The sequence below is a fragment of the Actinomadura sp. 6N118 genome (assembly GCF_044326415.1).
Classification (GTDB): Bacteria; Actinomycetota; Actinomycetes; order Streptosporangiales; family Streptosporangiaceae; genus Spirillospora.
Genome location: NZ_JBIRAZ010000005.1, coordinates 399,846 through 417,531 on the forward strand (window position 1 = coordinate 399,846; position 17,686 = coordinate 417,531).

Genomic DNA, 17,686 nt, shown 5'->3' on the forward strand with positions numbered 1-17,686 from the left:
CAGAGGGAGGTGTGTGATGCGGCTCTCACAGCTGAGGGTTCTGCTGGCTGTGGCCGACAACGCGGGTTTCACGGCTGCGGCGCAGCAGATGGGGATCTCCCAGCCCACGGTCAGCCGTGCGGTCGCCGCGTTGGAGAGCGAGCTGGGCGCGGCGCTGGTCACCCGGCGCCGCGACGGCGTCGTCCTGACCGAGGCCGGACGCCTCGCGGTCATGCACGCACGCGCCGCCGTACACCACTTCGACCTGATCAAGGCAGAGGTCGCGGCGGTGACAGGTGAGGTCGCCGGGGACCTGAGGCTGGCCAGCCTTCCCACCGCCACCGGCACCCTGGTGGCCGCTCGCCTGCGCACGTTCACCGACCGCTATCCGCACGTACGGGTGCGCCTGATGGAGGGCTTTGACCGGGACGTGCGCGCCTGGCTGGAGAACGGCGCCGTCGAACTCGGCGTCGTCACCCTGCCCGCGCCCGGCTTCACCACCATGGAGCTGGGGTCGGACGAGATGGTGGCGCTGCTGCCGCCCGGCCACCCGCTCACCCACCAGACAGCGATCGAGATCGCGGCACTGTCCAAGGAGCCGTTCATCCTGTCCACCGGAGGCTGCCGCCCTCTGATTCTGCATGCCGCACAGCAGGCCGGGGTCGAACTGGAGGCGGCCTACGAGGCCGGAGGGGAGTCGGCGATCGAGGCCATGGTGGCCAGCGGCCTGGGCGTCAGCATCGTGCCGACGCTGGGACGCAAGGACGACCAGACCATCGTCACCCGCCCCTTGAATCCCCGGGTGACGCGCACGCTGGCCCTGGCGCATAGCGGTGAGACCCCCGCGTCGCCAGCTGCCCAAGCGTTCCTGGACATGCTGGCAGGCGATCCTGCACGTCAAGGAGCGTGAGGCGGGCTGTCGGTGGCAGCGAGTCGCGTGGCCCGCTGGCTACCGGTCCGACCTGGTCCAGAACTGGCGCGGTGCGAAACCCTCGCGCCGCAGCCAGTGCTCGGTATAGACGATCCGCTCGGCCTCGATCACGACAACGGGACCGGAGGGCGGTTCGTCGAGTGAACGTGAACGCTCGACATGATCGGACTGCCAGCGGATGGCCGGCCAGTAGTGCCCGAAGTCCGGATCGTCCTCCGACAACACACGAGCCTGGCCGAAGACCTGTGCGCCTCGGCTGCTGGCCTGCCCTACAAGCGGAGCGAACAGACCCACCGATACCCGGGGGTCAGCGGCAAGGTTGCGCATCTTCGGCGAACCCGACGCCGCGGTGAACATCAGCGCGAAGTCGAGATGGAAGTACCGCACCGGAGTCGCCAGCGGACCCTCAGGACCTGCCGTCGCGAGCACACACATGTTCTGCGACGACAGAAGGTTGAGTATGCGTTCTTCCAGACGTTCTCGATCGAGCCGCTTCTTCGGGGCCGGGCCGGCAAGCCACGGGTTGGTCACAGGCATGAGCGACTATCCCATGCCTCGCCCCTGAGCTCTCATCGAGCCCCTCTTCTTTCCCACTCAGCCTCGCCGAGGTGGTGATTAGGGTGTTCACTCAGAAGCGCGACGGCGGTGGCATTGCCCCCTGCCGCTACAGCAGCCGCTTCCCGCTCCTAGCGCCAGCAGCGCCAGCGCAGTGGCGTACGAATGTTCTTTCTGCAATATGCCTCTACAGCAACCCTGGCGGCGCCGATCGTGGCTATCGGGGCGGGGGCCAGCGCGGCGCACTAGTCAACTGCGGCGGCAAGTGCCGGGGGTTGTCGGTCGCTCTACGGCAGGTCACCGCAGTGATCGGCGGTCGGGGATGGCCAGATCCAGCCACCACTGAATTGCCTGATGCCGCCCTTGGATCCCGTTCGGCCGCCCGCGAACTCGCATCCGGTGCATGACGCGGCTCGCTGGCCCTGACCTCATCCGGGAGCGTTCTTCCTGGTCAGGGCGTAGGTCAGTGCCCTGGTCGGCGCAGGGAGATCAACAGACGTTCGTGGCCACCGCCCAGATCACAGCGTGGCCGGTGACGGCCTTTTGCGAGGTGAATGTAAACCAAAAAGCAGCGGGCTTTCTCGCACTGCGGCCCGCAATATGGAGTTGTTAGTGGCAACGGCCACCACCCAAGGAGTGAGATGTCAAAGAAGAGGAGCCTTGATGCCGGCGTCCGCCGTGCGGCCGGCATCGGTGCGTTAGGGGCGTCTATCGCTTTCGTCGGGCAGATGGCGCTGGCCGACGGCGCCCGAGCGGCCGAAGAGCCGAACTGGTGCCGTACTGAATACCTCAGCGCGAGCGTCCAGTTGCGAGGAGTGGTGGCCGGAACGCAATACGCCGACCTTTATCTCCGCAACAGCTCGGACAATGACTGCGAGCTCAACTGGAACGTCGGGCTGAAATTGCTCGACGCAGAAGGGAATCCCCTCCCGACCCGAGTCGTCCGCCCGTCCGGGAAGCCCAAGCTTGTGCCGGTGGAGTACCTCAGCTCCGCCAGGCTGAGGATCAGCTGGACCACTGTTCCCAAGGCCGGCGAACCCGCCCCGTGCCAGCCCGCTCCCGCAACGCTGGACGTCGACCCTCCCACCAACGAGCCCGAACCCATGGACATCCGGACCCCGTGGGACTTCGGCCCGGTCTGCAACAACGGGCAGATCCGGATCCTGTCGATCAGCTGACGATCATCGGCCCTGCCTCGGGCGGCCGGGGCTGAAAGCGCATTCAAGGAGGACGCTGCATGAATCTGCGTGGTGTGAGAAGACGGTCACGGCAATTGATTGCCCTCTCACTTATGGTGGCCATTTCGTGCATGGGTCTCAGCGCGCCGGCGGCCGCTGAAGCCCTGTCTCAGATGGACGCACAGATCTCCTACGATCCGCCCGTGCTACGGGCGCCCTCACCCGGTCGGCCAAAGCCCGTGGTCACCTACGAGGCGTCCTTCCACTATCGCGGCTGGGAAACGACGCCCGAGGCCTTTAACACGGTCGCCAAGCTGACGCTCCCGCGAGGCGTCACGGTCGAGTCGGTGTCACCGAGCCAATGCGGATTGCGCGGCCGTGTCGTCAGATGTGCGTTCGGCACGGTGCCCACCGACGAGGTCAAGACCATAAAGGTCCGCACCAGGGTCGTCCGGGCCAAGGTCGGGGATCGCCTGGGTGCCACCCTGGTCGCGTGGGCTGACAACGTCGACCGCAATCCCGGCGGTGGCTACTCCGAGAACAGGGGGCCGATCATCGTCGACAACACCGCCGATCTCGAGGTCGGCCTCGACTCCTACAGGGAGTCGGTCGCTCCCGGAGCGGAGATGAGCTACGGCGTGAGAGCGATCAACAACGGACCGTTGATCACCGCGCCGGCGGCCTTCATCATCAAGCCGGGTCCGCAGCTGGAGAACCCTTCTGTCTCCGGTACCTCGGCCGAGTCGTGCACCCGGACCAGCGAGGGTTTCCGGTGCCCCTTCGTCCAGCACTTCCAGGTGGACGTGTCCGGCACCGTGAGTGAGGGCGCCGCGGGCTCGACGCTCTCGACGTCCTTCACCGCCGAGTTCACCGGTGACGATCCACCGTCGGACCCCAACCCCGCCAACAACACCGTGACCCAGAAGACCGAGGTCGAGCATCGTGCCGACCTGGGCCTGGCCATGTCGGTCACTCCGGATTCGGTGCCGGCCTCCGACCTTCCGAATGAGCCCGTTCTGACGTACCGCGCCGTCGTCACCAACGCCGGCCCGGGCAAAGCCCGCCAGACGAAGCTGAACGTCTACAGCCTGAACAGGGACAACGGCATCGAGTCCGTCTCCGTGCCGGACGGCTGCACGTATGACCGCATCGTCGAATGTGACGCAGGTGACCTGCCCGTGGGCGGCTCCCGCGAATTCACCATCCAGGCCAAGGCGACCCCGAAGATCAGCGGTGAGGTCCTCGACGTCTGGGCCGAGGTCACCGCCGCCAACAACGACTTCGAGAGGCCCAACGACAACCAGAAGACGGTCTCTGTAAAGGTGCCGGGCAACCACGCGGATCTGGGAGTGCAGCTCGGCGCCGAGCCCAATCCGATCGTCGCGGGCAAGCCGGTGACCCTCGTGGCGAAGGCGGTCAACCACGGCCCCCTGCCGAAGGCCGACTCGCGCGTACGGATCAGGACGAGCGTGCCGCTCAGCGACGCGCGGGTCGAGGTCGAGGGCGGGACCTGCAGGGCCATCACCATCCCGAGCGACTTGTTCGAATGCACGATCCCTCAGCTGTCCGGCGAGGCCAAGGACGTCAAGGTCACAGGCGTCACGGCGCTCCAGTCAGGTGAGCGGCTGACCGTGGACGCCGACATCGACGCTGCGGAGAACACGCCAGTGGACAACAACCACGCCAACGACCGAGCCACGCTCAACGTCCCGGTCGCGGCATCGCCCGCACGGGCCGGTCGCAAGTAGCCATCAGCAACGATGCCCGCAACTTGACCACGCGGCATCGAACGGGGGCCCGCCACTGCAAGCGGCGGGCCCCAACCCCTTCGCGGTCGCACGAGGTGCCCCCGGCACGGCTGGTAGATCACCGCGGCAGATATTGGTGTCAGTCCCAGGTCCGGCCGGCGGGTTCCCGGGTTGTGGCGTTGAGCCGGTTGAACAAGTTGGTCATTGCGATGGTGAGGATGATGGCCGACAGCTGCTTCTCGTCGAAGTGGTCGGCGACCCTGTCCCACAGCTCGTCCGGTACCGCGTCACCGCTGCGGTCGGCCAGCCGCGTCATCGCCTCGGCCAGGGCCAGTGCGGCCCGTTCGGAGTCGCTGTAGAACGGTGCCTCCCGCCAGGCCGCCACGTTGCCCACTCGCTCATCGCTCTCTCCGGCCTTTTTGAGGTTCTGCACATGGCCGTACACGCACGCGCTGCATCCGTTGATCTGGCTGGCCCGTAGAGCCGTCAGCTCCAGCAGTTCCTTCGGTGCGCCACCTGAGTAGATCGCCTTGACCATCGTCTGGATCCCCGAGACGCTCTCCGACAGCACGTGCGCCGGGTTCGTCATGCGAGCTTCCATCACCGTTCTCCTTCGAAAGACGCCGGGGCACCGCACCCCGGTCACCTGACTGACCCGCCTCCCGCCCCGGATGTGACAGGCGGATCTGTCACATCGGCTCGGTTGGGCGGGTCAGTGAGATGACACGGTGCGAGGGGAGAATGGTGAACGAAGAGGAGCTTCTGGCGGCGCGGTTCGAGGAGCATCGGCCCCGTCTGCGCGCGGTGGCCTTGCGGGTGCTGGGCTCGGCGAGCGAGGCCGACGATGCCGTGCAGGAGGCGTGGCTCCGGCTCAGCCGTACTGACACCACCGACGTGGACAACCTCGCCGGCTGGCTCACCACGGTGGTGGCGCGCGTGTCGCTGAACCTTTTGCGCGCTCGGACCACGCGCCGCGAGGAACCCTGGGACAGCTACGACCAATCGGCCGATCAGGCCGACCCCGAGCACCAGGCGGAGCTGGCCGACTCGGTCGGCCTGGCGCTGCTGGTGGTTCTGGACACGTTGAACCCCGCTGAACGGCTGGCGTTCGTGCTGCACGACATGTTCGCGATGCCGTTCGAGGAGATCGCCCCGATCGTGGAGCGCACCCCGGCCGCCACCCGCCAACTCGCCAGCCGCGCCCGCCGCCGAGTGCAGGGAGCCACAGCATCCGGCGAACCCGACGCCGCTCGCCACCGCCAGATCGTCGCGGCCTTCCTGGCCGCCTCACGCTCCGGCCACTTCGACTCGCTGGTGGCGCTACTGGCACCCGACGCCGTGCTGCGCGTCGACCCCGCGGCCGCGCAATGGGGCGCCATCCCAGCCCACGGCGCACAGGCCGTTGCCCGCAGCTTCGCCGGACGCGCCAAGGCCGCCCGCCCCGTCCTCATCGACGGCGCACCCGGACTCGCCTGGGGCCCGGCCGGACGCCCCCACGTCGTTTTCGACTTCACCATCACCGACGGGAAGGTCACCGCGATCGACCTCGTAGCCGACCCCGACCACCTCAACCGGCTCGACCTCCAGCTCCTGGACGCCTAACAGACACGCGCACTCAGCGTCAGAACGGCCGGCTCGTTGGTCAAGTCCCACCCAACAGCGCCTCGCGCGCAGCCCCGCGCCGGTCGGTCTCCGGCATGGGTCGCGGCGCTAGGCAGCGCATGACCACCCGCTCTAGTCCCGAGAAGCCCCGTCTGGCCAGATCACACGTACCGGGACGCTGGCCTCCTTCGCGGCTTGAACGACGTCAGCCGTTCCCCCGTAGCCCCGCGCGAGTTTGCCGTCCCAGACTGCCCATAGTTCATCGGCAAGGGTCAGCATGAGCTCGCTTGCCGCCATGTGCGCTTCGCTGGTCGATTCTGTGAAGGGCAGGCGATGAACGTGCTGGGCGGCGGCGAACAACCGGTCATAGATGGCGTGGTGTCCTTCCGGCAGACCCTCCCGGTACTCAGAGGCAGGCACCACAGCAACGAGTTCGCCGCCTTGCTCCAACACGGCTCGAGCGAACAGCGCGTCAGCTCCGTCCGCGAGGCAGGAGACGCCGGTGGGAAGCTCTGGCAGCTCCTCGAGGGCCAGTGCCAACTCTCGCGAAACAAGAGCCTCCGTCTGAGTCGGCAGGAGGCGGTGTCCGGTGATCGCGATGCGCATGGTTCTCCTACCCCTGGTTCTACGGACGGGAAGGAAGTGGCTCCATCTCCAGCGAGTTCCGGCCCCACGTGTTGCTCTTCAGCTCCCATGGTCACCAATGCGACCTGGCCCCACCTCGTTGCTGAGGACGGCCACCGCTCACCGTCCGTCATCGTCGTGTGTCCTCTTCTGGCTCCGGGCGCTCCAGGCTGGCCTGCGACTCGACGACGGCAGGTTGGTACCGGCGAGGAAAGGCCGGGATGCCCGGTCTCACCATCCCCCCGGCCAGTCTCGGCGAGAAGCTCTGGCGGTATCGAAGATCGGCTTCCAGTGCGGGCCCCGTCGCTTCTCCCAGATCTCACGCAGCACGCGGACCTCCTTCTCGATGTCGGTCTCGCTGGCGTCCAGGTGCGGTAGGTCGATCTCCCGGCCCTGACAGTCGTAGATGACAACCCACGAGCGCCTGTTTCCACGCCTGATCTCGATGCCCTGGATTGCCTGCCATGGTGTCGCGATGGTCCGGAACAGTCCGCGCTTCACGATGCGGTCTCGCGATACGTAGGTTCGCGTCCACATGCTGGTCCCCAGGTAAAGGACGAGGATCCCGACCAGCAGTCCGGACATGAGGACCATGACCGCGGAAGTGTTCTCACCCCGCCACACGACGATGGCCACGACCAGAAAGAAGAAACCCATCAAGAAGGCCATGGCGAACGTTCCGAGGTCTGCCCGGTACTCGCGCCTGAAAGGGTCAGCAGCCATGCTCACCTCTGAGGCCATACGCACACCCCCCGAAGACCGCGGGGCAGATGATGATCCACGATCAAATCTAGCGATCGTTCGGGGGCAAGACCAGACAAAGCAAGCAAGGGATTCCGCGCCCCTCCGCGCCGGCGAGATCCCCGATGGCGAGCGCGGTCAGTGCCCAGCCGCACCGCCCCGTTCACCAGCTCCGCCGGACTCCAGCGGGTGGGGCCGGGTCTCCTATGCCGTGGCCGCGCGTCAGCCGCCACCGCCGCCGTCGCCGGGTGAAGCCCCGGTGATGGCCTGCGTCTGCTGTCCGAGGATCTCCTGCAGCGGTATGTCGTCGTAGTTGCTGAGGACGACGCCGACCCACCCGGTGTCCGGGTAGACGCTCCAGTAGGTGAAACTGCCGGGGTGGGGGCCGCCGCGCCCGAGCTCCCACTGGCCTTTGACGATGTGGGCTGTCGGCCCGTAGGTGGCGAACCCCGGGGAGCCTCGGAAGTTGGGGGCCTTGACCGAGGTGTACACGTCGGCCCAGGGCGGGTCGAGCACGGTGCCGTTGTACAACGCTTCCGCGAACCGGACCATGTCCGGTGCGGTGACGAACCCGCCGTCCGGGACGAAGTTGCGGGCATTGTTCTGGCCCGCCATGCCCGGGCTCGGGCTGTCCTTGTCCAGGTTGCGGACGGCGTCCACCCGGCTGCCGTCGGCCTGTTTCATGTACGAGTGCGCGATGTGTTTGTCGGCCAGCCACTGCGGCCTGGTGTAATACCCCGAGCCGGTCATGCCGCAGCGCTCGAAGATGTGCTTGTGCACGTAGTCCCAGAACGTCATGCCGGTCACCGCCTCGACGATCTGCACGACGACTTCCGAACCCCAGCCGGGTTTCTTCGAACCCGCACCGGGGGCCGCGTCCAGCTTCGCCTGCCGGGTGTACTGCTGGAGGTATTCGAGCTGCTCCTCCTTGCTGTGGAAGATGCGTTGGTAGTCGTGCTCCGGGAAGGACAACCCGGAGGTGCCCATGAGCAGGTGGTGGATGCGCACCTGCTCAGCGATCTCCGCGGCGAAACCGGTCAGGTAGGTGCCCACCGTGTCCCACAGCTTCACCTTGCCCTGCTGCGCCAGCTGCACGATGGACAGGCTGACGAAAGGCCCGCCGTACTGGTTGAACGCGACACCTTCGTGGTTGCCGATCCCCTTCTCCTTGTCGGCCATGCCGTAGCTGCGTGACAGCACCGTCCGGCCCCGGTGCGATAGCAGCACCACTCCGGAGAACTTGTCCTCGGCGGCCAGCTTCGCGATGTACCGGTCGTAGGCGCCGCCGGGACGGGCGTCCGGCGGGATCGGGCCGAGCTGTGCACCTCTGCCGGTTCGTGCCGTGGCCGCCTCGCCCAGCAGCGGCGTGGCCGCGGCGGCACCGGCCACCACGGCAGCGCCCCGCAACATCGAACGCCGATCCCATTCCCCGTCACTGGCACTAGCCATGGCCTTTTCCTTCTCCCACTTCGTGATCACCTTCCACCCGCGACTTTCTAGCCAACGGACGGTCACAGCACGGTGCCAACAGCTGTGACCCGGCCGTGACCCGGGCCTGCGGCCAGAATCGGGTGGTGCCGACTCCGCCATGGACTCCGAAGCCGGGGCACGAGGCCCTCGGCACGGACCGCTGTGGTCCGTGCCTCCGTGGAAGACGGGAGAGTATTGCGGTGGCGTATGCGATTTTCGATACGCCCGCGATACACCCACCCCCGGCGTCCCCGGCCTCAAGGAACTGGCGCAAGCCGTGAGAGATACCGCCGCTGGTGACCGCGGCAGCGCGGCTATTGCGGGTGCTGGACGACTCGTCGGTGACCATCGCACTGCCGAGCCTCCAGTACGAGCTCGCCGTCACGCCCGTACGCCTGTCCTGGACCGTGAACGCAGGCTGCCGCGATGACGGTGAACTCCAAGCCTTCCGGCGAGAAGTACGAGGCTGCAGTGGTCCGGATGCTTACGCCTCAACTCTGAAGTAGGCGGTGGCGGTCATCCTCCTCAGCGACGCAGATGATGTCGCTCGGCTGGTGGCCTTGCACCCAATGATCAGACGCCGATGAGTGCGGTGAGGATGTGGTCATCGAGATCAGCGACGAACGCCTCACGGCGCCACGGCCGCAGCTCAAGGCGAGCCTGCTGGAGTCGCTGCGCAGGCACGCGGGCCCGGGTGCCGGCCGTGAGGTCGACGCACTCGTGAAGCTGATGAGCTGCGGCCTCGGCCGATCCCGCACCTCCAGCTCGAATCCGGGCGAGAGCATGGTCGGTGAGAACGATCGCGCGCTGCACAGCATCGCGGGGCCTGGTCAAAGTCTTGACCGACTGGTCGAGCTGCTGCGCGGCTGCGTCAGCGTTGCCGAGGAAGATGCCGCACACGCCTTCAAAACCGCGGAGACGGCCCTTGGAGAAAACGCCGTCCATGGGGTCGTCGCTGGTATCGCTGTCGAGGTCATGCCAAGCCGAATGCAGGGCAGCGTGGGCGTGGCGGTGCTGCGATGGTTCGCCGCGGGCAGCCATCTCAGCCTGGAGGGCGTGCGCGCGGGCTCGCATGAGCATGCTCGGGCCGCGGCGGGCGTCCGTTACGGCTAGGTCTGCGATCTGCCGGGCCTGACCCAGGTCGCCGGTCGAGTAGTACACGACCATCGTCTGGCTTGACCGGATCAGTGCCCGCTGCGAAGGCGCGGCGGGGCCGGCGGCGATGACGGCATCCTCGTAGAGGCGGCGCGCGGCCTCGTCGTCGTGCGTCTCGAACGAGATCCGCGCAGCCAGGGCGTAGGCCCGGCTCGCCGCCCGCTGGAGCCCAGTGCGTACCTCGTTCCGGTGCTCGCCGCGGAGCAGGTGACGGCATGCGTCGACGATGGCGGCCTGGGCGAGATGAAGGCGGACGAACGGGACAGAGCCGATCTGAACGTTGACCGCATCACTTGCTGCACGGAGCCCGTCAACCACCGCGAGATCGAGGGACTCAGGCTTGGCGAGGGCCGCCGCAAGCCCGGTACGCAAGGGAGCGCCAAGGTACGCCAACAGCGACATGCCAGCGTCGGTGACGGCCGAGACGACCGTAGTTTCGACCTCGTCGATCCGTGCCTGATCGACCCCCATCTCCGCGAGCGCATACAGGTACTCACGGAAGTCCGAGCCGGGGCCCAGGGCGACGGCGTCGAGCGCGGTCCGGGCGTAGACATGGCCAAGCAAGAGTTGGTACTGCTCGTCCGGTGTGTTCGTCCCCGCCTCCCAGCGCGCGATCGTCCGCTTAACGCTGGAGACCTTGGCTGACGCGATCCGCGTGACCCGCAGAGCCTGAGCTTGGCCGCGGAGCCGTGTGGCGAGCTCGTCCCAGGACCAGCCACGACGAGTACGCAAACGGTGAAGCGCCTGCGCGCCGCGATGCCGCTCACCGCCCATGCAAGCAGTACACCACCGACTGTGGTTAAACGGGTACCACTAGGTGAGGCTTCCCTTGATCGGCGCCGTACCCGAGGGTGTAGAGGGTGCCACTCTGCTCAGTCCCGGCGCGTGGGAAGCCGATGACGAACTCGCTGCGGTCGACCATCCAACGGTTTCGGGCGTGGTAGCCGGGGGTGCGAGTCTCTCCGCCCAACTCGACGACCGCGTCAAGTCGGCCCAGCTCGCTGGCCGACGCCACGGCATGCCGAGCATCTCCGGGTTGATCCACGAGCATCGCCGGGACCACCACGGTCAAGCCGACCTCGGTCTCGTGGGCCAGCCAGAGAAGGCTGAGCGAGTCGATCCCGCTCGCACCACCGATGTAGAACCGGACGCCCGACAAGGCGAAAGGGCCGAGGTACTCCTCGAACAACGTCCCGTAGTCACCCAGAGGCCGATGGTCAGTTGAACGGGTGCCCGTGATCGTCACTGACTGCGGCATCAGACCCTCGTGTCATCAGATGTCATCTGTCGGCGTGGCGCCTGCGTCGGTCTACTGGGCCGCATGAGCGCCACACCCGGACTCGATCAGCTTGCCACCTGTCTCCGCGACAAGGGCCTGCGCGTGACGGTTCGTTCGTACTCGGCATCAGCAGACGTGACCAACCCCCTCACACCGAAGGTGTACGAAGAGGCGCGTTGCTTCGAGGGCCGCTACTGGACCGCTTGGGGCTATGACGTCGGCGAGATCGGCGACGAACCGAGTGCGGCTGGACGCCTCGCTTTCCTCCTCGGAGTCGTGGAATGCCGGTGAAGGAGGTCTGCCGTCATTGCCGCAAGCCCATCACCTACGGTCCCGGCTGGTGGGAACACGTCGGCGCAACGGTGGCCTGCAATCCGCACCAGGCGACGTATCCGCCCCGAGGGACCAACGCCGCTCCGCTCGTGGAGGCCATCACTCACCAGGCGCCGCAAGCACCGGCCCATGATCCCCAGCCGGCCACGCCCAACCAATGGCGCGGTCGGCCGGTTCCCCATCCCCCGACGGCCTAGGGAGGTCTTGTGTTCATCAAGTCCAGCCAGTGCGACGGACAGCAGGAGACGTGTGGCTGTGTGAACGTCGCCATCGTCCGTGACGCGGTCATCGTCACCGATGAGGCGGGCAACGTGTCCAAGTTCGATCACTTCGAGTGGCGCGACTTCATCGCCGGAGCCAAGGCGGGCGAGTTCGACCTGCCGCAAGACTCCCCGGCCCTGGCCCCCGCCCCGGTCTAGCCACTCCAATCCATGAGCAGGTCCCGCCCGGCGAGGCGGGGCCTGCCTCTTCGAAGGATGCCGTTCGATGGCCTTTCACTGCTATTCCTGGCACGGGGACACCGCCACAGCCCAAGGTCCCAAGCGCGACTCGCTGTGCGGGGACCTCAGCATGGCCACACCCCCGGTGATGACGCGCGACTGGCTGCGCAAGCCACAAAGCATGCTGCAGCGCAAGGCCAGCACACCCCAGGAGGCCGTGAACTGGCTGGAACAGGTCTATGACCAGCACGCACCGAAGATGGCTCACTCGCAGGCCACCGGCATCAGCCGACCAGACCGGTTCGGCTCCGCGCTGGCCGACCTACAGGGCGGCAACGACCTGTCGTGGGGCTTCCCCTTGGTGGGCAGCAAATACCTTGCCCTGGCCGTCATCGTCATTCACTGAATACCCCGGCTCAGGCCCTGTCGTGCGAACGGCGGGGTCCTTCGTCGGGCTTGAATCATGGCCCAACCCCCGGGGCCGGTCCCCGAGACCAACAGCCGGCACCGTGGCCCTGATCCATACCTCCGCAGACGCCAACCTTGCCACGCTAGAAGAAGCACCGGGCGGTTCCTGCGTGAGCGGTGTTGTTGGGGAGGGGGTGAGCCACTGAAGGGGTGGGGGTCTGGGGCGGAGCCCCAGCTTGGGGCTTCGGGGCGGGAGCCCCGATAGGGCTGTCCGAGCGAAGCGAGGGCGATGTCTACATTGGGCCTATGCCGCGCAGAACTCGTTGCCTTCGGGGTCCTGCATTACCCACCAGTGTCCGGCGGGGCCTTGGTCGACCTCGTTAACTCGGGTCGCGCCTAGGCCTTCGAGCCGGGCCACGAGCTTGTCGAGGCCGCCGGGCTCGCTGTGGATGTCGATGTGCAGGCGGTTCTTGCCGGACTTGCCCTCGGGCACGTCCTGGAAGAGCAGTCGCCGGCCGCGGCCGATACCGCTGGTCTGGTCGAACGGGTCCTCGGGATGGCGGATCGCGGCGTACCCGCGGAAGATCTTGCGGCCGCGATGCTCGACGACCGTCTCCTGGTCGATATGGCCGGCGGCCAGCAGCTGCTCGATGAGCGCGCTGGGGTCTTCCACCTCGTACTCCAGGGCCGCAGCCCAGAAGTCCGCGAGGGTCGCCGCGTTCGCGCTGTCGATGACGAGCTTCCAACTCAATGCCATGTAACCAGTTATATTAGTTACTCGGCCTGCTCCGCAACCAGGGCGCTGGGTGTGTCATCTGCTCTGATCGTTGGGGCGGCGAGGACGACGTCGCCCGGGCCGGTCCAAGGGACTCATGGCGAGCCGATAGGTACCGAGAGGTACCTATCGGCTCGTTAGCGTCGAGGGCGTATTCCGTCGTAAGCGACTGAGGAGACACCCACCATGCGCATCCTTGCGGCCCACCGGCCCGGCGGTCCCGACCAGCTCCAGGCGCGAGAGGTGCCAGACCCCACCCTGAACGCAGGGCAGGTCCGCGTGACCGTCGCTGCCGTGGGGATGAACTTCGCCGAGTTCGTTCAGCTCTCTGGTGACTTCCAGATACCCGTCCCTGATCTTTTCGTGCCCGGCTTCGAGCTGGCCGGCACCGTTGCCGAGGTCGCCCCTGACGTGACCATGCTTGCGGTAGGCCAACGGGTCATCGCCCTGGTCAGCTGGGGTGCGTACACCGACCAGCTCGTGGTGGACGCCGCCCACGTGCTGCCCATTCCCGACGAGATGGATGACTTGACCGCCGCCGCGTTCCCCGTCTCGTACGCCACCGCGCACGTCTCGCTGCTGCATCGAGGCAAACTCAAGCGAGGGGAGACGGTCGTGGTCACCGGAGCCACCGGCAATGTGGGGGAGGCGGCACTCCAGGTCGCCCGCGCCAGTGGTGCCCAGGTCATCGCGGTCGACCGTTCTGGCACCCTGCCGCCGACCGCAGCCGACCACATCCTGCCACCCAAAAACCTCGCCCAGGGGATTCGAGATCTGACCGACGGACGAGGCGCCGATCTCGCCCTGGACCTCGTGGGTGGCGATCTCACCGTCGAGCTCCTCGACAGCCTGGCCTGGGAGGGACGGCTCGTCACCACCGGCTTTGCGAGCGGCACCATCCCCACCGTCAGCCTTCTCGACGTTCTCGTACGAAACGTCACGATCCTCGGTGAGGACATCGCCGGATACGCGAGCCGTGACATCGCGACCGCCATGCTGGCTTTGCAGCAGTGCTTGGAGTGGTACGCCAAGGGGCTTCTCGCGCCGCGCACCCCGATCGCGCGGCCCTTCGCCGATGCCGCCGCGGCCCTCGGGACCATCGCCGATGGCACCGCCCGGCACAAGCTCGCGCTAGATCTCAGAGCCTGAAGGCCTTCCGGACGGTGCCGGCTGCGGAACCGGATGGCGGACGCTGCAGTCTGACGAAGGTGCTACGGAAACCTCCCGGCCCGATCCTGATCGCGGTTGTGGCCGTGGTCTGTCCGCTGGAACTCGTCCAAGCTTGGAGTCTGGGCGGCACTCAACGGCTGGAATTCCCTCTCTTGATATTGGTTTCCGTGGTCCTGCTGCTGATCTGCATGGTGCGGAGTGCCTTAGCACTCGACCACCCTCGAGAGGCTCGGCTGTACTGGCTGCGGATGATCGGCTGTCCGGCTCTCCTGCTCAGCAGCATGGTGTTGGCGGTGAACGAGCACCCTTTGCAGGCGAGGTTCGAATTGTCGAAGTCGAGCCTCGACGCCTACGTACGGACCCTCTCCGACCTCCGGGTCGGCGCATCCTCCTGCGCCCAGACCGGGTCCACAAGACGGCGAGTCGGGCTGTTCACCATCGGGTGCGCGCAGCGACCCGTGGCCGACGTTGTGACGATCGAGGTCGGGTCGGACGCCATGACTCCGTCCGCCCAGGTCTGGTACCTGGTCTGGGAGAGCACACCGAATTCGGGGACCCAGGGGCGTCTGAGCTCGCACTGGTCGCTCGCGCTGCACGACTGAACCACGGTGTCGAGGCTCACTGAGCTGAGGGGTCGGGCCGCGTCGCTCGGACGCGGAAGCTCACGCCGACGGTCCTGCGTTGGACGGTGTCGATATGGAAGCCCGCCTGCTCAAGCAGCGGCCTGGGGTCGCGGGTCAGGTGGTCGGCGCCGAAGCGGACGCTCAGGGGATCGAGCGCACGCATGCCTGCGCGAAGGACCACGTTGGACGAGGGCCCGTGTTCGGCCAGCAGGATCTGCCCGCCTGGCCGCAGGATCCGGAAGGCCTCTCGGACGGCGGCTGCCGGGTCGGGGATCGTGCACAGGGTGAACGTGGACAGCACCGTGTCGGCGCAGCCATCGGGCAGGTCCAGCACCTGCGCATCGCCTTGGCGCAGCTCGACCCGGTCGGCGAGCCCGGCCGACGCGGCTCGCCGGCGTGCCAACTCCAGCATCGGCTCCGACAGTTCGATGCCGATCACGGTGGCCTCGGCCGGGTACAACGGCAGGTTCAGACCGGTGCCGATCGCGATCTCGACCACCCGGCCCTGTGCCTGGCTCGCCGCCCACTGGCGGTTGCCGCGGAACAGCCAACGTTCCCAGAACGCCATCTGCCGGTCGTAGTGGTCAGCGGCCTTGTCGAACACCCGCCGCACATCCGCGTTGGTCGAGTCCACACCAGCCACGTCCCTTCACGTTCTCCTAGACACGATCAGTCATCGCCAACGACACGATCTCCTTCCTCATATTCCAGATGCCGAAGCGGTAGCGCTCAAGAGCAGCAACCACAGGCAGTGCCGCATGAACCACATCCGCTCGGCTCACCAGAGGAAACGGTGGCGCGGCGGGCAGGGCGCAGCAGGCATCACCGCGCCAGGCCTCGCGGCCTTCCTTGACCGCGACGACGGCGATGATCAGTGCGGCGATCGGATCGGCCCACGCCCATCCGAACAGCGCGTTGACCGCCAGGCCGACCAGCAGGACCGCTGAGAGGTAGGTGCACAGCAGCGTCTGCTCGGAGTCGGACACCGCGCTCGCCGAGCGCCACCGCCGGCGCCAGCCCGTCCAACGAAGTCATCCACAATCAGAATCAATCGCTACATCATGATGTTATGTGCAGATTGTGATGAACCAATTCCTTCGGTGACGGCCACCCCGGGATGGTGGCCACGCCGGGATGGCCGCCACCCCTCCGACCCCGCCACCCAAACCCCTGTCCGCGCCTTGACCGTCGACGGGGGCCCGCCTGGATGGGGAGTGGTGGCGCCGCAGCGACATCGGTGCTGGCAGTTCGTTGTTTCGTCGTGCCTGCAGTGAACGACAGTGCACACAGACTAAAGAGGTGTGCACTCACCCGTAACGACAGGCTGGGCCTGGGGCTGCACCCTCTATAGAGGAAAGTCAACCGAAGCCGTCAGCGTCGGATACTCCTTGGGTCAGCATCAACGTGAAGTCACGATTACTTGCCCTCCGGGCCGTCGTCAAAAGGGACAGCTTCCCCAGGATTCGCGACGCGTCCCGACCGCCGCCTTGTCCCTGTGGTGGACGGCGGGGAGCCTCGATCACGGATGCCGCTGACGGCATCGTCCGACGACCTGATACGAGGAAGAGAAGAACATGCGACAAGCGCATGCAAGGTCTGGCTCTCGTGACACACCATTGCCCATTTGCAAGATCAGTTCAGGCGTCTATCCCCTTTGCGCCGAGCGGCAGCGCATTCCCTTTTTCGTCCGGCGGATGGACGTCGGCGGGCGTGTCGATGGGCTGAGGGTGGGCGCGTGAACGACAGAGGACTCACCGTTGCACTGCTGGGGCCGCTGGAGGTGCAGCGGGACGGGGTTTCGATTTGCCTTTCCAGCGGCCGTGTGCGGACGCTGCTGGCTGTACTGGCGATGTCTGCGGGAGACACCGTTCCGGTGCAACGGCTGGCACCGGCCTTGTGGGGCGAGGACATGCCGGTCAATGTGAGGCGCAGCGTCCAGACCCTGGTCACCCGGCTTCGCCGGGCGCTGGGCTCGCAGGTGGTCCGGTCCCTGCCTGGAGGCCATCTCCTGGATGTCGATCCCGATCGGGTCGATGTGCTGCGGTTTCGCCGGGTGCTGGCCGAGGCGGCCCGCGCGCAGAGCGAGGCGCAGGAACGTGTGCTTCTCGGGGAGGCGTTGGCGCTGTGGAGGGGCTCGCCGTACGAAAGCATCGATTCGGATTTGCTACGCACAGCGGAGTCGTCGTACCTGATCGAGGCCTATCTCGGTGCGGTCGAGCGGCGGATCGACCTGGACCTGTCCGAGGGATGTCACCAGGAGCTGGTCCCGGAGTTGATACGGCTCACCGAACTGCATCCGCTGCGCGAATCGTTGTGGGCACGCCTGCTCGTCACGCTCGGCCGCTGTCGCCGGCCGGCGGAGGGACTGGCCAGCTATGAACGGCTGCGCCGCCTCCTCGCCATGAGCTGGGCACTGAGCCCTCGGTTGAGCTGCGCCGCCTCCACTCCCTGCTGCTCCGCCCGCAGACGCTGTGACCAAGAAGGCCTCGGCATCCAGAACCACCACGGGACGCTGGTTGCGATCATTCGCCACGTCTTCGCCCGCGGAACGGCTCGTTCCGGCTGGGGTGGACCCGCCGCTGACCTGCTAAGGGACGTCGCCTAGCATGTCCAGTTCCGAAAAAGTGTTATCGCCGGACTGCTCCATCGGTCTCCTAAACGTCCCATCCCCGTTC

21 protein-coding genes are annotated in these 17,686 nt (G+C 66.9%); 11 read left to right on the plus strand and 10 right to left on the minus strand.

Annotated elements, in window-relative coordinates; all coding sequences use genetic code 11:
• Positions 1-16: 16 nt before the first annotated feature.
• The gene (locus ACH34W_RS15455) at positions 17-889 is read left to right on the plus strand and encodes a LysR family transcriptional regulator (protein ID WP_395961552.1); all 873 of its coding nucleotides are present in this window, start codon (positions 17-19) and stop codon (positions 887-889) included.
• Between the two features lie 39 nt (positions 890-928).
• Here the strand turns inward: ACH34W_RS15455 and ACH34W_RS15460 are convergent, their stop codons facing one another.
• A complete protein-coding gene (locus tag ACH34W_RS15460) occupies positions 929-1,447 on the minus strand; it encodes a pyridoxamine 5'-phosphate oxidase family protein (protein WP_395961553.1) in 519 nt (172 codons plus the stop codon).
• A 659-nt stretch (positions 1,448-2,106) separates the two neighbouring features.
• Here ACH34W_RS15460 and ACH34W_RS15465 point away from each other — a divergent pair.
• Positions 2,107-2,643 (plus strand): DUF4232 domain-containing protein, encoded by a 537-nt coding sequence (locus tag ACH34W_RS15465; RefSeq protein ID WP_395961554.1) that lies wholly within the window; start codon positions 2,107-2,109, stop codon positions 2,641-2,643.
• A 173-nt stretch (positions 2,644-2,816) separates the two neighbouring features.
• A complete protein-coding gene (locus ACH34W_RS15470; RefSeq protein ID WP_395961555.1) occupies positions 2,817-4,391 on the plus strand; it encodes a hypothetical protein in 1,575 nt (524 codons plus the stop codon).
• Positions 4,392-4,530: 139 nt separating this feature from the next.
• Here the strand turns inward: ACH34W_RS15470 and ACH34W_RS15475 are convergent, their stop codons facing one another.
• Positions 4,531-4,992 (minus strand): carboxymuconolactone decarboxylase family protein, encoded by a 462-nt coding sequence (locus tag ACH34W_RS15475; protein ID WP_395961556.1) that lies wholly within the window; start codon positions 4,990-4,992, stop codon positions 4,531-4,533.
• Positions 4,993-5,135: 143 nt separating this feature from the next.
• Between ACH34W_RS15475 and ACH34W_RS15480 the strand changes: the two genes are divergently transcribed.
• Positions 5,136-5,993: a sigma-70 family RNA polymerase sigma factor gene (locus ACH34W_RS15480; RefSeq protein ID WP_395961722.1), complete on the plus strand. Its 858-nt coding sequence runs from the start codon at positions 5,136-5,138 to the stop codon at positions 5,991-5,993.
• 132 nt (positions 5,994-6,125) lie between these two features.
• On the opposite strand, the gene ACH34W_RS15485 is transcribed toward ACH34W_RS15480, so the two are convergent.
• The 3 genes from ACH34W_RS15485 to ACH34W_RS15495 form a co-directional block, all read right to left on the minus strand.
• Positions 6,126-6,599 carry a hypothetical protein gene (locus ACH34W_RS15485; protein WP_395961557.1) on the minus strand — a complete coding sequence of 158 codons (474 nt, stop codon included), beginning with the start codon at positions 6,597-6,599 and terminating at the stop codon, positions 6,126-6,128.
• 249 nt (positions 6,600-6,848) lie between these two features.
• On the minus strand, positions 6,849-7,340 hold the full coding sequence (locus ACH34W_RS15490) for a PH domain-containing protein (protein WP_395961558.1): 492 nt from the start codon (positions 7,338-7,340) through the stop codon (positions 6,849-6,851).
• 240 nt (positions 7,341-7,580) lie between these two features.
• On the minus strand, positions 7,581-8,807 hold the full coding sequence (locus tag ACH34W_RS15495; RefSeq protein ID WP_395961559.1) for a serine hydrolase domain-containing protein: 1,227 nt from the start codon (positions 8,805-8,807) through the stop codon (positions 7,581-7,583).
• A gap of 317 nt (positions 8,808-9,124) precedes the next feature.
• On the opposite strand from ACH34W_RS15495, the gene ACH34W_RS15500 reads away from it, so the two are divergent.
• A complete protein-coding gene (locus ACH34W_RS15500; RefSeq protein WP_395961560.1) occupies positions 9,125-9,334 on the plus strand; it encodes a hypothetical protein in 210 nt (69 codons plus the stop codon).
• 67 nt (positions 9,335-9,401) lie between these two features.
• Here ACH34W_RS15500 and ACH34W_RS15505 read toward each other — a convergent pair whose 3' ends face one another.
• Both ACH34W_RS15505 and ACH34W_RS15510 read right to left on the minus strand, forming a co-directional pair.
• A complete protein-coding gene (locus ACH34W_RS15505; protein ID WP_395961561.1) occupies positions 9,402-10,715 on the minus strand; it encodes a hypothetical protein in 1,314 nt (437 codons plus the stop codon).
• Positions 10,716-10,782: 67 nt separating this feature from the next.
• On the minus strand, positions 10,783-11,241 hold the full coding sequence (locus tag ACH34W_RS15510) for a hypothetical protein (RefSeq protein ID WP_395961562.1): 459 nt from the start codon (positions 11,239-11,241) through the stop codon (positions 10,783-10,785).
• Positions 11,242-11,304: 63 nt separating this feature from the next.
• On the opposite strand from ACH34W_RS15510, the gene ACH34W_RS15515 reads away from it, so the two are divergent.
• The 3 genes from ACH34W_RS15515 to ACH34W_RS15525 all read left to right on the plus strand — a co-directional run bounded on the left by ACH34W_RS15515 (position 11,305) and on the right by ACH34W_RS15525 (position 12,441).
• Entirely contained in the window at positions 11,305-11,553 is a 249-nt protein-coding gene (locus ACH34W_RS15515; RefSeq protein ID WP_395961563.1) for a hypothetical protein, read from the plus strand.
• A gap of 248 nt (positions 11,554-11,801) precedes the next feature.
• A complete protein-coding gene (locus ACH34W_RS15520) occupies positions 11,802-12,014 on the plus strand; it encodes a DUF397 domain-containing protein (protein WP_395961564.1) in 213 nt (70 codons plus the stop codon).
• Between the two features lie 151 nt (positions 12,015-12,165).
• Positions 12,166-12,441 carry a hypothetical protein gene (locus ACH34W_RS15525; RefSeq protein ID WP_395961565.1) on the plus strand — a complete coding sequence of 92 codons (276 nt, stop codon included), beginning with the start codon at positions 12,166-12,168 and terminating at the stop codon, positions 12,439-12,441.
• Positions 12,442-12,747: 306 nt separating this feature from the next.
• Here the strand turns inward: ACH34W_RS15525 and ACH34W_RS15530 are convergent, their stop codons facing one another.
• A complete protein-coding gene (locus ACH34W_RS15530; protein WP_395961566.1) occupies positions 12,748-13,200 on the minus strand; it encodes a VOC family protein in 453 nt (150 codons plus the stop codon).
• A 204-nt stretch (positions 13,201-13,404) separates the two neighbouring features.
• Here ACH34W_RS15530 and ACH34W_RS15535 point away from each other — a divergent pair, with 204 nt between their 5' ends.
• A complete protein-coding gene (locus tag ACH34W_RS15535; protein WP_395961567.1) occupies positions 13,405-14,367 on the plus strand; it encodes an NADPH:quinone oxidoreductase family protein in 963 nt (320 codons plus the stop codon).
• 188 nt (positions 14,368-14,555) lie between these two features.
• The gene (locus ACH34W_RS15540; protein WP_395961568.1) at positions 14,556-14,990 is read left to right on the plus strand and encodes a hypothetical protein; all 435 of its coding nucleotides are present in this window, start codon (positions 14,556-14,558) and stop codon (positions 14,988-14,990) included.
• Between the two features lie 16 nt (positions 14,991-15,006).
• Here the strand turns inward: ACH34W_RS15540 and ACH34W_RS15545 are convergent, their stop codons facing one another.
• Positions 15,007-15,645, minus strand: a complete 639-nt coding sequence (locus ACH34W_RS15545) for a class I SAM-dependent methyltransferase (RefSeq protein WP_395961569.1) — start codon at positions 15,643-15,645, stop codon at positions 15,007-15,009.
• Positions 15,646-15,670: 25 nt separating this feature from the next.
• Positions 15,671-15,997, minus strand: a complete 327-nt coding sequence (locus ACH34W_RS15550) for a hypothetical protein (protein ID WP_395961570.1) — start codon at positions 15,995-15,997, stop codon at positions 15,671-15,673.
• 749 nt (positions 15,998-16,746) lie between these two features.
• On the opposite strand from ACH34W_RS15550, the gene ACH34W_RS15555 reads away from it, so the two are divergent.
• The gene (locus tag ACH34W_RS15555) at positions 16,747-17,616 is read left to right on the plus strand and encodes a BTAD domain-containing putative transcriptional regulator (protein WP_395961571.1); all 870 of its coding nucleotides are present in this window, start codon (positions 16,747-16,749) and stop codon (positions 17,614-17,616) included.
• The last annotated feature ends 70 nt before the right edge of the window (positions 17,617-17,686 follow it).